This is a genomic window from Kribbella sp. CA-253562, from assembly GCF_050942265.1.
GTDB lineage: Bacteria > Actinomycetota > Actinomycetes > Propionibacteriales > Kribbellaceae > Kribbella.
On the sequence record NZ_CP192049.1, the window covers coordinates 7,585,578 to 7,600,346 of the forward strand.

General features: G+C 68.4%; 10 protein-coding genes. 3 read left to right on the forward strand and 7 right to left on the reverse strand.

Features of this window, described 5'->3' with window-relative positions; genetic code table 11:
• Nucleotides 1-91: 91 nt before the first annotated feature.
• A complete protein-coding gene (rpsG, locus tag ACQPXM_RS36005) occupies nt 92-562 on the reverse strand; it encodes a 30S ribosomal protein S7 (protein WP_012923691.1) in 471 nt (156 codons plus the stop codon).
• On the reverse strand, nt 562-936 hold the full coding sequence (gene rpsL / locus ACQPXM_RS36010; RefSeq protein ID WP_012923692.1) for a 30S ribosomal protein S12: 375 nt from the start codon (nt 934-936) through the stop codon (nt 562-564). Before rpsL ends, rpsG begins: the two co-directional genes overlap by 1 nt.
• A 457-nt stretch (nt 937-1,393) precedes the next feature.
• Between rpsL and ACQPXM_RS36015 the strand changes: the two genes are divergently transcribed.
• Nucleotides 1,394-3,181: a DUF1800 domain-containing protein gene (locus tag ACQPXM_RS36015; protein WP_432942469.1), complete on the forward strand. Its 1,788-nt coding sequence runs from the start codon at nt 1,394-1,396 to the stop codon at nt 3,179-3,181.
• Nucleotides 3,182-3,241: 60 nt separating this feature from the next.
• A complete protein-coding gene (locus ACQPXM_RS36020; RefSeq protein ID WP_432942470.1) occupies nt 3,242-4,609 on the forward strand; it encodes a DUF1501 domain-containing protein in 1,368 nt (455 codons plus the stop codon).
• Between the two features lie 14 nt (nt 4,610-4,623).
• On the opposite strand, the gene ACQPXM_RS36025 is transcribed toward ACQPXM_RS36020, so the two are convergent.
• From ACQPXM_RS36025 to rpoB, 5 genes are all read right to left on the reverse strand, one after another.
• Nucleotides 4,624-5,358 (reverse strand): maleylpyruvate isomerase N-terminal domain-containing protein, encoded by a 735-nt coding sequence (locus ACQPXM_RS36025; protein WP_432942471.1) that lies wholly within the window; start codon nt 5,356-5,358, stop codon nt 4,624-4,626.
• A complete protein-coding gene (locus ACQPXM_RS36030; protein ID WP_432942472.1) occupies nt 5,351-6,625 on the reverse strand; it encodes a nuclear transport factor 2 family protein in 1,275 nt (424 codons plus the stop codon). The genes ACQPXM_RS36025 and ACQPXM_RS36030 overlap by 8 nt, the downstream gene beginning before the upstream one ends.
• A gap of 31 nt (nt 6,626-6,656) precedes the next feature.
• Nucleotides 6,657-7,067 carry a DUF1801 domain-containing protein gene (locus tag ACQPXM_RS36035; RefSeq protein WP_432942473.1) on the reverse strand — a complete coding sequence of 137 codons (411 nt, stop codon included), beginning with the start codon at nt 7,065-7,067 and terminating at the stop codon, nt 6,657-6,659.
• An 80-nt stretch (nt 7,068-7,147) separates the two neighbouring features.
• Nucleotides 7,148-11,008: a DNA-directed RNA polymerase subunit beta' gene (locus tag ACQPXM_RS36040; RefSeq protein WP_432942474.1), complete on the reverse strand. Its 3,861-nt coding sequence runs from the start codon at nt 11,006-11,008 to the stop codon at nt 7,148-7,150.
• A gap of 68 nt (nt 11,009-11,076) precedes the next feature.
• A complete protein-coding gene (gene rpoB, locus ACQPXM_RS36045; protein WP_077019222.1) occupies nt 11,077-14,559 on the reverse strand; it encodes a DNA-directed RNA polymerase subunit beta in 3,483 nt (1,160 codons plus the stop codon).
• Between rpoB and ACQPXM_RS36050 the strand changes: the two genes are divergently transcribed.
• On the forward strand, nt 14,471-14,653 hold the full coding sequence (locus tag ACQPXM_RS36050) for a hypothetical protein (protein WP_432951203.1): 183 nt from the start codon (nt 14,471-14,473) through the stop codon (nt 14,651-14,653). The two genes, rpoB and ACQPXM_RS36050, sit on opposite strands and share 89 nt — an antisense overlap.
• Nucleotides 14,654-14,769 lie beyond the last annotated feature (116 nt).

The window sequence follows — 14,769 nt, forward strand, 5'->3', positions numbered from 1 at the left end:
GGTGGTGATTTGTACGGCCACCTCGGTGGTCTGCCTCTCGGTTCTGTAGTGCGTCAAAAGGGTGAGCTGGGGGCCCGGATCGGGCCCCGGGTCACCAGCGGTAGTGGGCGAAAGCCTTGTTGGCTTCGGCCATCTTGTGCGTGTCCTCACGGCGCTTCACCGACGCACCGAGACCGTTGGACGCGTCCAGGATCTCGTTCATCAGGCGCTCGGCCATGGTCTTCTCGCGACGCGCACGGGAGTACGACGTGAGCCAGCGCAGGGCCAGCGTGGTCGAGCGACCGGGCTTGACCTCGATCGGCACCTGGTAGGTGGCGCCACCGACGCGGCGGCTCTTCACCTCGATGCTGGGCTTCACGTTGTCCAGAGCGCGCTTCAGCGTGATGACCGGATCGGTGCCGGTCTTCGTCCGGGTGCCCTCGAGCGCGGTGTAGACGATGCTCTGGGCGATCTGCTTCTTGCCGTCCACCAGGATCTTGGAGATCAACTGGGTGACGAGCGGCGAACTGTAGACCGGGTCGATGATGACCGGCCGCTTCGGGGCGGGACCCTTGCGCGGCATTAGCTCTTCTCCTTCTTCGCGCCGTACCGGCTGCGAGCCTGCTTCCGGTTCTTCACACCCTGGGTGTCGAGCGAACCGCGGATGATCTTGTACCGAACACCCGGAAGGTCCTTCACACGACCGCCACGCACGAGCACGATCGAGTGCTCCTGCAGGTTGTGGCCGACACCCGGGATGTAGGCGGTGACCTCGATGCCGCTGGTGAGGCGGACACGGGCAACCTTGCGGAGCGCCGAGTTCGGCTTCTTCGGAGTCGTCGTGTAAACGCGCGTGCAAACACCACGACGCTGAGGGGAACCCTTCAGGGCCGGCGTCTTGTTCTTCGACACCTTGTCCTGGCGGCCCTTGCGGACCAGCTGCTGAATGGTGGGCACCGCGTAGGTCTCTTTCTGTCGTCCGGTCGGTTGCTGCGCGCCTGACCCCCGCGGTCGGGTGTGTCGCGTGCGCACGGGCGTACCGGAGCCGTAATCTTTCTGACTGTCGGCAGAAGTCCCGTGCCACGCGCGCAAACCCGCGAAACGAGGGGCACGCATGACGGCCCAGGATGACCCAGGCACGATCGTTAAGACTAGCGGCTGCCTCTAGCACGGTCAAAACAGATCGACTCTGCTGATCACGTGCACGCATGGGAGGTGGCCGCAGGATCAGTTTACCGGATCCCGCGACCCTTCCAAGCCACCCCCATCGGAGCTGTGAATGTGTGATCGGGGTAAATCTCCGCCGCCGCCGGTTTTGGGCCTCCGGGCGCTGCGGCATAGTCACGCCCATCGGGTGTAACGGCCCGGTCACGGGGATCCTTTCGTCCGCTGTGCCGCGCCTTGGAGCACCCCTGTGGATCACGTCCCCGCCCCTCCTCCCCCGCCCCCTGCGCCCGAGAGCTCGCCGGTCGTCCGGCGGGCCGCGATCGGCGCCGTCGCCGGCGTACTGGCCGCTGGCGGGATGGCCGCCGAGCTGCTGTCGCGGCCGGACAGCCTGCGCAACCGGGTCGCCGCCGCTCCCGGCGCACCGAACAGAGCCAGTACGCCGACCAGCCGGGCCGCCGTCGCGGAACGCCCAGGCCTGGCGGCCGGCGAGGACGACCGGGACTCCAGCTACGTCGCCGGCGACCAGCGGCCGAAGCCGCCCGCGAAGACCGGTCCCACCCGCGACTACGCCGGCTTCGCCGCCGCGGCCAAGGCCGGCCGGACCGTACCTGGCCTGCTGGTCGACAAGGCCGGCCCGCTCACCGCCGCTCAGGCGCAGCGGCATCTCCTCAACCGCACCACCTTCGGCCCGCGCCCGTCGGACGTGGAGAGCCTGGCGAAGCTTGGGATCGACCGCTGGCTGGCCGCTCAGTTGTCACCGGCCACGAAGGACCCGGCCGGCGACGAGGCCTGGCGGGCCTTCAAGCTCGCCGGCGCCGACCCGGCAACCGTCCGGCGGTCGGTGAACCAGTACGCCTGGGACGCCATGTTCGAGACCGGCTTCGCGACGCTCGGCCGGCAGGTCTTCGGCCGGCGGCAGCTGTTCGAGGTGGTCGTCGACGTGTTCGCCAACCATCTGCACGTCTCCACGCCCTCCGACCGCGGCTGGGACGTCGCACCGCAGTACGCGACGGCGGTCGTCCGCAAGCACGCCTTCGGCCGGTACGCCGACATGCTCAAAGCGGCGATGCGGCATCCGGCGATGCTGCGCTACCTCGACAACGACACCTCCACCCGCGAGAGCGTCAATGAGAACCTCGGCCGGGAGCTGCTCGAGCTGCACACCGTCGGAGTCTCGTCCGGTTACACAGAAAAGGACATGCGTAGCAGTGCGTACGTGTTGAGCGGTCGCGGCGCGACCGAGGACGGCCAGTTCGAGTACCGGCCCGAGCGGCACCGCACCGGCCGGGTCAAGGTGCTCGACTGGTCCGCTGCCAACACCTCCGCGCGCGGCGGCCTGGCGCTGGGCGACAAGTACCTCGACTACCTGGCCACGCACCCGGCCACCGCGAAGACGATCGCCCGCAAGCTCGTCGTACGGTTCGTGGACGACGTCCCGCCGCGTGAGCTGGTCGCCCGGCTGGCGCAGGTCTACCTGCGGAACAACACCGCGATCCTGCCGGTGCTGACCGCACTGTTCCGCAGTGGTGAGTTCTGGAACTCCTTGGGACGGAAGACGAAGCGTCCGCTCGAGGACGTCGTCGGGACCGCGCGCGCTCTCGATCTGCCCTTCGGTCCGTCCAGTGGAAAGGGGCTGGAGGCCATGTACTGGCAGCTCAACAACCTGGGGCACGCACCCCTGGCCTGGCCGTCGCCGAACGGCTACCCCGACGTCGCGCCGGCCTGGTCGTCAGCCGGCCAGATGCTGGAGCGCTGGTCGAGCCACCGGGCGCTGTCGTACGGCTGGTGGGAAGGCCTGAAGCGGGAGAAGCTGCCGGCCGACCTGCGGCCGCGACCCGGGGACACCTACCGCGAGTGGTTCGACCGGCTCGGCGTACGGCTGATCGGGCAGCGCCCCAACTCGCGACAGCGCAGTGCACTGGCGCAGTTCGTCGGTGCGAAGACCACCAGTCGCGTGGACCTCGGCCGGATGGAGTGGCAAGCAGGCCACGTGGTCGCCCTGGTCCTCGACTCTCCCCAGTTCCTCGCCCGCTGACCTCGGCTCGGCCGCGCCGCCCCTGCGGCCGAGCCGCTCCCTTTGGAGGAGTCCTGCTCCATGAAGCACCCGGAAACGCTGTCATCGCTGCACCCTGACTGCCCCGACTGGCAACGGCTCGGGCCGACACCTGCCGACGCCGCCGTACGAGCACAGGCGGCCGCGGTCTCCACCGAGGTGGACGAACGCCGGGAGAAGTGGAGTCACGGGTTCACCCGCCGCCGTCTGCTCGCCGGCGGGCTCGGTGTCGGCGTCGCTGCTGTCGCCGACCAGTTGGTCACCACCCGCATCTCGTGGGCGGCCGAGGGCGCCGACCCGACCGGCACGCTCGTGGTGATCTTCCTGCGCGGCGGGATGGACGGGTTGTCGGTCCTCGTCCCGGCCGACGACCCCGACCTGCTGAAGGCGCGACCGGGCATCGCCGTACGCGGTGCGTCCCTGCTGCCGTTCCAGCGCGGCTTCGGGCTGCACCCGGCGCTGGCGCCGTTGACGCCACTGATCACCTCGGGCCGGCTGGCCGCCGTACCGGCTGTGTCGACGCCGGACCTGACCCGCAGCCACTTCCAGGCGCAGGACTGCCTCGAGCGCGGTGGTGCTGCCCGGTCGTCGGTGCAGTCCGGCTGGCTCGACCGGGTGATCGCCGAACTGGGCCCCGGTACGACGTTCCGCGGGCTCGGGATCGGCGCGCGGATGACGCGGTCGCTGCTCGGGCCGACCAACCCGGTGATGCTGACGTCGCTGAAGGACTTCGCGGTCAAGGGGATCGACGGCGTCGCGCCGCAGACGCTGAAGGCACTGGAGACGCTCTACACCGGGCTCGACCATCCGCTCGGCGTCCAAGGGCTCGCCGCGTTGCAGGCCTCGGCGAAGGCACAGAGCTATCAGCAGGCGATCCAGACCCAGCCGAAGGACCGTGGCTACCCCGACGGTGAGTTCGGGGCGAGCCTGGCGACGCTCGCGCAGCTGATCAAGAACAAGGCCGGCGTGCGGGTCGCGGCGGTCGACCTCGGCGGGTGGGACATGCACACCGACATCGGGACCGTCGACAACGGCGACCTGACCAGGTCGCTGAAAACCGTGGCTGAAGGGCTGGCCGCGTTCACCGCGGAACTCGGTCCGGAACTCGACAACACGACCGTCGTGACGATGAGCGAGTTCGGCCGGCGGGTCGAGCAGAACGGCAACAGCGGCGCGGACCACGGGCACGGCGGGGTCGCGCTCGTGCTCGGTGGGCGGGTCAACGGCGGCGTGCACGGCCGCTGGGAAGGACTCGACCCGAAGGTGCTCGACCAAGGCGACGTGCCGGGCACGAACGACTACCGCGACGTGCTGTCGGACGTCGTGATGGGCCGGCTGGGACTGTCCGAAGCCCAAGCCGGCGAGGTCTTCCCGGGCTGGAAGCCGCGCCGGCTGGGCGTGATGGCCTAGGGGTCCGGCAGCGGCTAGGAGGTCACGCGCTCGGCGAGGAACGCGGCGGCGACCTGCTGATCACCGTCGACCGCGAGCCGGTCGGCGGGCAGCCGTTTCCACAAGCAGAGCAGGAGATCCGACGCGGTGCCGGACAGGACTGCCTCGCCGTCGGCCTTGCCTCGCTCGAGCAGCGGCGGCCCACCCTCCGCCCGTGGGGTGAGGGTCCAGGCGTCCCCGGTGTCGATCGCCCGAACGCCGAGCGGCCGGGTCACCGCAGGCGCGAAACCACGCTCCAGCACCCGCGGCACGAAAACCTCGAACACTTCGTCGACCCCGTCGGCCGCGACCGCCGGCGGGATCACGTCGCCGGTCGTCGTAGCGTCGGCGGCTTGTTGGGCATCGACGAGGTGGACGGCGGTTTCGTGCAGACGGCGGCGGGTCCAGAAGCCGGCGCGCTGGTCGACGGGGGCGAAGTTCCAGCAGGGCTCGTCCGGGTCGACGGCGCGGATGGCGGCGAGCAGGGCCGCCGTCGTACCGGCGTACCAGTCGGCCCAGGAGATCGTGGTGCGCAGCACCTCCGGCCGGCGCTGCTCGCGACCGGAGAGCAGGACGGACGCCGACCAGCGTTGGCCGGCGCCGATGTGCAGGGCCAGATCGGCGATCGTCCATCCCGGGCAGCCCGGCACCGCGGCGGCCGGGTCGACGGCGTCGAAGGCCGCCGCCAGTTCCGCCGCGGTGCGGTCGAGCTCGTGGAGATGGTCAAGCAAGGAAACGGACCTCGACGATCAGTCCGTCCTGGACGCGGTACAGCACGATCGTCGGCACCGGACCCTGGTCGGAGTCGTGGCGGACGGACTGCTCCACCACCCACTCCCCCAGCATCATCCGCTGCTGCAGCTCGGTCTTGCACCGGCCGGCCTCGAACAGCGGCCGGTAGTGCTCGCGCAGCGAGCGGCGTCCGCGCAGCACGGCTCCGTCCGCGAACTGGAGCTGGGCGGTCGGCGAGTACAGCGCGAGAAAGGCTTCGAGATCGTGGGCCGCGTACGTCGCGTGCTCCCGATCGACCACCCGGGTCGCCGGGGTGTCGAACGAGAACGCGGTGGCCACCACAGCTGTGAGGTCAGGTGCGGTGCTGATCGTTTCCACTACTGGTGCCTTCGGGGCCGGCGGAGTCTTCGTGACGGTGGTGGTCGCCTTCGCCACCGGGGAGCTGACGGGGCTCACCGGGGACGTCGTGGTGGAGGTCGGAGTCGGGATCGGGAGGGTGGAGGTGGAGGTCGCGGTGGGATCCTCGCCCAGGTGGGCGATGGCCCAGTCCAGCGCCTTGGTGACCGCGGCGCGGGATTCTTCGGTGTGGTCGAGCATGTCGAAGCCGTGTTGCCCTTTCGGTACGTCGATGATGTCCAGCGCGGCGCCACCGGCGGAGACGAACTCCGCGACCGGACCGGCGAGCTCGGCGCGCTCGCGGCCGACCCTGGTCAGCAGCACCGGCAGGTCTGAACTTGAAACCCCACCGCCCTGGTCGTGCCTGCCGATCACTTCGGCGGCGTTGACCAGTTCGTCGACACCGGGCGGGGTGGCGAGCAGGGGGTAGGTCAGCAGCAGGCAGCGCAGCCAGTCCGGCCGGCTGTCCAGCCACTCCCCCGCGAGCAGTCCGGCCCCCGAGAAGAACCAGAGCGCGACGCGCCCCGGATCCACCCGTGGGTCGGCCCGGAGAACTCCGACGGCGGCCTCCACGTCGTCGGCAGCGGCCACCAGTTGGTCGAGGCCACGGATCAGTCCGTGCTCGACCACGGCAGCCACCTGACCGCGCTGGGCAGCCGCGGTCGCGTAACCCTGGTACACCGGCCAGTCCCGAGGTGACACCTCGAGGCCGGCAGGCCCAGGACCCCCGTGCACCAAGAGGATCGCGCCCGTCCGCGCTGTGCCGGCCGGGTGGTAGAGGTCGACCTGACCGACCCGTTCCACCCGCACCTCCCCGGCATCGGCGACCGGTAGAACAAAGGGCCGCAGGTAGGGCGGGAGATCCGTCATGGAGTCATCTTGGCCTATCGGGAGGACACTTTCACCCGCCACCCCGAACATGCCGCACAGACCGTCGCAGCAATTCGGTCAACACGCCGGAATCCACCGCAGACAAGCGTTTGAGGTACAAGCAGGACTTGCCCGTGCTGTGCGGTCCGAGCCGTCCGAGCAGCTCGTCGTACCCGTCGAAACCCTCGGTCAGGTAGAGCGTCGTGGCCTGCTTGCGCGGCGAGAACCCGACCTCGAACCAGTCGAGCTCGCGACCGCTGTCGTAGACCAGGTGCCGTTCGCCGAATCCGACGATCGCCGGACCCCACATCGCGGGCTCGAGCCCGGTCACCTCGGTCATCAGTGCGTTGACGGCGAGCGCGTCGGCCCGTCGTGGCGGGGGCACCGACGCGAGGAACTCCTCGACACTCGCGCCGGTCCGGGTGGTCTTGTTCTCGGCCATAGCTCATCGTGCCCCCGAACGCCGCGAGGGCGGCACCCCCTGGTGGGAGTGCCGCCCTCGGCGGTGTGTGGTGCTTCGGCTCAGTTCTTGTAGGAACCGAGGTCGAAGTCGTCCAGCGGGACCGACTGCCCGGCGGACGGCCCGAAGTCGTAGTCGTACGACTCGTAGCCGACCATCGAGTACATCGCGGCCTTCGCCTCCTCGGTGGGCTCCACCCGGATGTTGCGGTAACGGTCCATGCCGGTACCCGCCGGGATCAGCTTTCCGATGATCACGTTCTCCTTCAGACCGACCAGCGAGTCGGACTTGCCGTGGATCGCGGCCTCGGTCAGGACCCGGGTCGTCTCCTGGAAGGAGGCGGCCGACAGCCACGACTCGGTCGCGAGCGACGCCTTGGTGATACCCATCAGCACCGGACGACCCGAGGCCGGCGTACCGCCCTCGGCCACGACGCGGCGGTTCTCCGCCTCGAACATGATCCGGTCGGCGAGCTCACCGGGCAGCAGGTTGGCCTCGCCCGACTCGATCACCGTGACCCGGCGCAGCATCTGCCGGACGATGATCTCGATGTGCTTGTCGTGAATGGCCACACCCTGCGACCGGTACACGGCCTGGACCTCGTCGACCAGGTGCTCCTGCGCCTTGCGCACACCCAGGATCCGCAGCACTTCCTGCGGGTCGGGCGTGCCCTGCGTCAGCTGCTGACCGACCTCGACGTGCTGACCGTCCTCGACCAGCAACCGGGCCCGCTTCGACACCGGGTAGGCGACCTCCTCGGAACCGTCGTCCGGGGTGAGCACCAGCTTGCGGGTCTTGTCGGTGTCCTCGATCGTGATCCGGCCGGCCGCTTCGCCGATCGGCGCCTTGCCCTTGGGCTGGCGGGCCTCGAAGAGCTCGACCACACGCGGCAGACCGTGGGTGATGTCATCACCCGCGACACCACCGGTGTGGAAGGTCCGCATCGTCAGCTGCGTACCGGGCTCACCGATGGACTGCGCCGCGATGATGCCGACGGCCTCACCGATGTCGACCGTCTTACCGGTCGCCAGCGAACGCCCGTAGCACTTCGCGCAGGTCCCCGTCTTGGCGTCACAGGTCAGCACGGAGCGGACCTTGACCTCCTCGACGCCGGCCTCGACCAGGGCCGCGATGGACACGTCGCCCAGGTCGCTGCCCGCGGTCAGGACGACGGTGCCGTCGCGACCGGTGACGTCCTGGGCCAGGGTGCGTGCGTACGCGCTGGTCTCGACGTTCTCGGCGTGCACGGTACGGCCGTCCGGACCCGGCTCGCCGATCTTCTTCGGCAGGCCACGCTCGGTGCCGCAGTCCTCCTCGCGGATGATCACGTCCTGCGAGACGTCCACCAGACGACGGGTCAGGTACCCGGAGTCGGCGGTCCGCAGCGCGGTGTCGGCCAGACCCTTCCGCGCACCGTGGGTGGCGATGAAGTACTCGACCACCGACAGGCCCTCACGGAAGTTGGACTTGATCGGCCGGGCGATGATCTCGCCCTTCGGGTTGGCCACCAGGCCACGCATACCGGCGATCTGCCGGATCTGCATCATGTTGCCTCGGGCACCCGAGTGGACCATCATCCAGATCGGGTTGGCCTTCTCGAAGTTCTCCTCCATCGCCTTGCCGACCTCGGCGTTGGCTCCGGTCCAGATCTCGATCAGCTCCTGACGCCGCTCGGACGAGGTGATCAGACCCCGCTCGAACTGCTTCTGGACCTTCTCGGCCTGCGACTCGTAGCGAGCCATGATCTCCGGCTTGCTCGGCGGCGTGCTGAAGTCGTCGATCGACACCGTGACACCCGAGCGGGTGGCCCAGCGGAAACCGAGGTCCTTCAGCGCGTCCAGGCAGTTGGCCACCTGGACCTTGGAGTAGCGCTCGGCCAGGTCGTTGACGATCGAGCCCAGCTGCTTCTTGCCGACCTCGGCGTCCACGAAGGTGTAGTCGCTCGGCAGCGCCTCGTTGAACAGGGCACGGCCCAGCGTCGTCTCCAGCGAGAACCCGCCGTTCGGCAGCGGCAGCGCGTTCTCCGGCGCGGCCGCCTCGTCGAGGCGCAGCGTGATCTTCGCCTGCAGCGACAGCTCGCCGCGGTCGAAGGCCATCAGTGCCTCGGCGACCGAGCCGAACGCCCGGCCCTCGCCCTTGACGCCTTCCTTCAGCATCGTCAGGAAGTAGATGCCGATGATCATGTCCTGCGTCGGCATCGTGACCGGACGGCCGTCGGCCGGCTTGAGGATGTTGTTGGTCGACAGCATCAGGATCCGCGCCTCGGCCTGGGCCTCGGCCGACAGCGGCAGGTGCACCGCCATCTGGTCACCGTCGAAGTCCGCGTTGAACGCGGAGCAGACGAGCGGGTGGATCTGGATCGCCTTGCCCTCGATCAGCTGCGGCTCGAACGCCTGGATGCCGAGCCGGTGCAGGGTGGGTGCACGGTTCAGCAGGACCGGGTGCTCGGTGATGACCTCTTCCAGCACGTCCCAGACCTGGGCGCGCTGACGCTCGACCATCCGCTTGGCGGACTTGATGTTCTGCGCGTGGTTGAGGTCGACCAGCCGCTTCATCACGAACGGCTTGAACAGCTCCAGCGCCATCGCCTTCGGCAGACCGCACTGGTGCAGCTTGAGCTGCGGGCCGACCACGATGACCGAACGGCCGGAGTAGTCGACGCGCTTGCCGAGCAGGTTCTGACGGAACCGGCCCTGCTTGCCCTTGAGCATGTCGGACAGCGACTTCAGCGGCCGGTTGCCCGGGCCGGTGACCGGACGGCCACGGCGGCCGTTGTCGAACAGCGCGTCGACGGCCTCCTGCAGCATCCGCTTCTCGTTGTTGACGATGATCTCCGGCGCGCCCAGGTCGAGCAGTCGCTTGAGCCGGTTGTTGCGGTTGATCACCCGGCGGTACAGGTCGTTCAGGTCCGACGTGGCGAACCGGCCACCGTCGAGCTGGACCATCGGCCGCAGGTCCGGCGGGATCACCGGGACGCAGTCGAGCACCATGCCCATCGGGCTGTTGTTCGTGGCCAGGAACGCGGTGACGACCTTGAGCCGCTTCAGGGCGCGGGTCTTGCGCTGGCCCTTGCCGGTCTTGATCGTCTCGCGCAGGTTGTCGGCCTCGGCCTTCAGGTCGAAGGTCTGCAGCCGGCGCTGGATCGCGGCCGCGCCCATCGCGCCCTCGAAGTACTTGCCGAACCGCTCCTTCATGGCGCGGTAGAGGATCTCGTCGCCCTCGAGGTCCTGGACCTTCAGGTTCTTGAACCGGGTCCAGACCTCGTCGAGGCGGTCGATCTCGCGCTGCGCACGGTCGCGCAGCTGCTTGACCTCACGCTCGGCGCCTTCCTTGACCTTGCGCCGGACGTCGGCCTTGGCGCCCTCGGCCTCGAGCTGCGCCAGGTCCTCCTCCAGCTTCTTCATCCGGGTCTCGATGTCGTTGTCGCGCCGGTTCTCGAGCTGCTTGCGCTCGACGTCGGTCCGGCCCTCCAGCGACGCGAGGTCGCGGTGCCGCGCCTCTTCGTCGACGTCGGTGATCATGTACGCCGCGAAGTAGATGACCTTCTCCAGGTCCTTCGGGGCGAGGTCGAGCAGGTAGCCCAGTCGCGACGGGACACCCTTGAAGTACCAGATGTGGGTGACCGGCGCGGCCAGCTCGATGTGGCCCATCCGCTCGCGGCGCACCTTCTGGCGGGTGACCTCTACGCCACACCGCTCACAGATGATGCCCTTGAACCGGACGCGCTTGTACTTGCCGCAGTAGCACTCCCAGTCCCGGGTGGGACCGAAGATCTTCTCGCAGAACAGACCGTCACGCTCCGGCTTGAGCGTCCGGTAGTTGATCGTCTCGGGCTTCTTGACCTCACCGTGCGACCACTGGCGGATCTCATCCGCGGTGGCCAGGCCGATCCGAAGCTCGTCGAAGAAGTTCACGTCGAGCACGATGTGTTATCTCCCGATGGTAAAAGTGGTCTGAGTGAGTTGGTTGTTGATCGAAAGCGGCAACCCGCTCAGACCTCCTCGACGCTGTTCGGCTCGCGCCGGGACAGGTCGATCCCGAGTTCCTCCGCAGCGCGGAAGACATCCTCTTCGCTGTCGCGCATCTCCACCCGGCTTCCGTCGGAGGAGAGCACTTCCACGTTCAGACACAGGGACTGCATTTCCTTGACCAGAACCTTGAAGGACTCCGGGATACCCGGCTCCGGAATGTTCTCGCCCTTGACGATCGCTTCGTACACCTTGACCCGGCCGACCACGTCGTCCGACTTGATCGTCAGCAGCTCCTGCAGCGCGAAGGCGGCACCGTAGGCCTCGAGGGCCCACACCTCCATCTCGCCGAACCGCTGACCACCGAACTGCGCCTTACCACCCAGCGGCTGCTGCGTGATCATCGAGTACGGACCGGTCGAGCGGGCGTGGATCTTGTCGTCCACCAGGTGGTGCAGCTTCAGCATGTACATGTAGCCGACGCCGACCGGCTCGGGGAACGGCTCGCCGGAGCGGCCGTCGAACAGCCGGGCCTTACCGGTGCTGTCGACCATCCGGTCGCCGTCGCGGTTCGGCAGCGTGGAGCCGAGCAGGCCGGTGACCTCCTCCTCCTTGGCGCCGTCGAAGACCGGGGTGGCGACGTTCGTCATCGGCGGGGCCTCGCCGGCGCCGATCTTGATCAGCCGCTGCGCCCACTCCTCCGGGCTGTCCGGGTCGACCTTCCAGCCGCGGCTGGCGACCCAGCCCAGGTGCGTCTCGAGGACCTGACCGACGTTCATCCGGCCGGGCACGCCCAGCGGGTTCAGGATGATGTCGACCTGGGTGCCGTCCTCCATGAACGGCATGTCCTCGACCGGCAGGATCTTGGAGATGACGCCCTTGTTGCCGTGGCGTCCGGCGAGCTTGTCGCCGACCGAGATCTTGCGCTTCTGCGCGACGTACACGCGGACCAGCTGGTTCACGCCCGGCGGCAGCTCGTCGCCGTTGTCGCGGTCGAAGACGCGGACCCCGATGACGGTTCCGTTCTCACCGTGCGGCACCTTCAGCGAGGTGTCGCGCACCTCGCGGGCCTTCTCACCGAAGATCGCGCGCAGCAGCCGCTCCTCCGGGGTCAGCTCGGTCTCGCCCTTGGGCGTCACCTTGCCGACCAGGATGTCACCGGTGGTGACCTCGGCGCCGATCCGGATGATGCCCCGCTCGTCCAGGTCCGCCAGCATCTCGTCGGAGACGTTGGGGATGTCGCGGGTGATCTCCTCCGGGCCCAGCTTGGTGTCGCGGGCGTCGACCTCGTGCTCCTCGATGTGGATCGAGGTCAGCAGGTCCTGCTGCACGACGCGCTGGCTGAGGATGATCGCGTCCTCGTAGTTGTGACCCTCCCACGGCATGAACGCCACGAGCAGGTTGCGGCCGAGCGCCATCTCGCCCTCGTCGGTGCACGGACCGTCGGCCAGCGGCGAGCCGACCTCGACCCGCTGCCCGGCGTCGACCAGCGGACGCTGGTTGATGCAGGTGCCCTGGTTGGAACGACGGAACTTGGCCAGCCGGTAGGTCTGGTAGGTGCCGTCGTCGGCGGCGACCTCGATCAGGTCGGCCGAGACCTCCTTGATCACACCCGCCTTCTCCGACACCAGCACGTCACCGGCGTCGACCGCACCGCGGTACTCCATGCCGGTGCCGACCAGCGGAGCGTCCGCGGTGATCAGCGGCACCGCCTGGCGCTGCATGTTGGAGCCCATCAGCGCGCGGTTGGCGTCGTCGTGCTCGAGGAACGGGATCATCGCCGTCGCGACCGACACCATCTGGCGCGGCGAGACGTCCATGTAGTCCACGTCCTCGACCAGCACGAGCTCGACCTCACCGTGGCGCCGGCGGACCAGCACCCGCTCCTCGGCGAACCGGTCGTCGTCGGTCAGCGCGGCGTTGGCCTGCGCGATGACGAACCGGTCCTCCTCGTCGGCGGTCAGGTAGTCGACCTGGTCGGTGACCTTGCCGTCGACGACCTTGCGGTACGGCGTCTCGACGAAGCCGAACGCGTTCACCCGGCCGTAGGTCGCCAGCGAACCGATCAGGCCGATGTTCGGGCCTTCCGGGGTCTCGATCGGGCACATCCGGCCGTAGTGGGACGGGTGCACGTCGCGGACCTCGAAGCCGGCCCGCTCACGGCTCAGACCACCCGGGCCCAGCGCCGACAGGCGGCGCTTGTGGGTCAGGCCCGCGATCGGGTTGGTCTGGTCCATGAACTGCGACAGCTGCGAGGTTCCGAAGAACTCCTTCAGCGCCGCGACCACCGGGCGGATGTTGATCAGGGTCTGCGGCGTGATCGCCTCGACGTCCTGGGTCGTCATCCGCTCGCGGACCACGCGCTCCATCCGGGCCAGGCCGGTGCGCAGCTGGTTCTGGATCAGCTCGCCGACCGTGCGCAGCCGGCGGTTGCCGAAGTGGTCGATGTCGTCCTCTTCGACGACGATCTCACCGGTCGGCGCGGCCAGCTCGGTCTTGCCCTCGTGCAGCGCGACCAGGTACTTGATCGTGGCGACGATGTCGTTGATCGTCAGCACGGCGGTGTCGTGCTGCTCGTCGCGGCCGAGCTTCTTGTTGATCTTGTACCGGCCGACCTTGGCCAGGTCGTAGCGCTTGCCGTTGAAGTAGTAGTTGTCCAGCAGCGCCTGCGCGGCCTCGCGCGTCGGCGGTTCGCCCGGGCGCAGCTTGCGGTAGATGTCGAGCAGCGCGTCGTCCTGCCCGGAGGTGTGGTCCTTCTCCAGGGTGAGGCGGATCGACTCGTACTCGCCGAACTCCTCGAGGATCTGCGCGTCGGTCCAGCCGAGCGCCTTGAGCAGCACCGTGACGTTCTGCTTGCGCTTGCGGTCCAGCCGCACGCCCACCAGGTCACGCTTGTCGACCTCGAACTCCAGCCACGCGCCGCGCGACGGGATGATCTTGGCGGTGAAGATGTCCTTGTCCGACGTCTTGTCCGGCGTGCGCTCGAAGTACACACCGGGCGAGCGGACGAGCTGGGACACCACGACACGCTCGGTGCCGTTGATCACGAAGGTGCCCTTGCGCGTCATCAGTGGGAAGTCACCCATGAAGACGGTCTGGCTCTTGATCTCGCCGGTCTCGTTGTTCATGAACTCGGCCGTGACGAACAGCGGCGCGGAGTACGTGACGTCGCGCTCCTTGCACTCGTCGACCGTGTTCTTCGGGGGCTCGAAGCGGTGGTCGCGGAACGACAGCGACATGGTGCCGCTGAAGTCCTCGATCGGGGAGATCTCCTCGAAGATCTCCTCCAGGCCCGAGGGTCCGGACAGATCGGACCGTCCCTCTGCCTCGGCGGCGGCCACCCGGGCCTGCCAGGTTTCGTTCCCGACCAGCCAGTCGAAACTGTCCACCTGCAACGCAAGGAGATCCGGCACCTCGATGGGTGAGGAGATCTTCGCGAAGGAGATGCGGCGGGAAGTGGAAACGTCGGTAAAACTGTCGGACTGGGGGTTGCGCGAGGCGACCAAGGGGCGTCCTTCCACGGGCTCGCAAACTTCGGTGCTGGGAGCGCACGCCGAACTCCCCTGGTCAAGTCTTGACCTGAGCCAGAGTGAGGAGTAAAGGCAGCGCAAAGCAATAGGCTACCCGATCAGGGCAAGACTGTCCAATGGGGTCCAACACTATGCCGTCGGACCACCTACTGAGTCAAGGACCGACCCGGGATCTCGAGCGGGAGA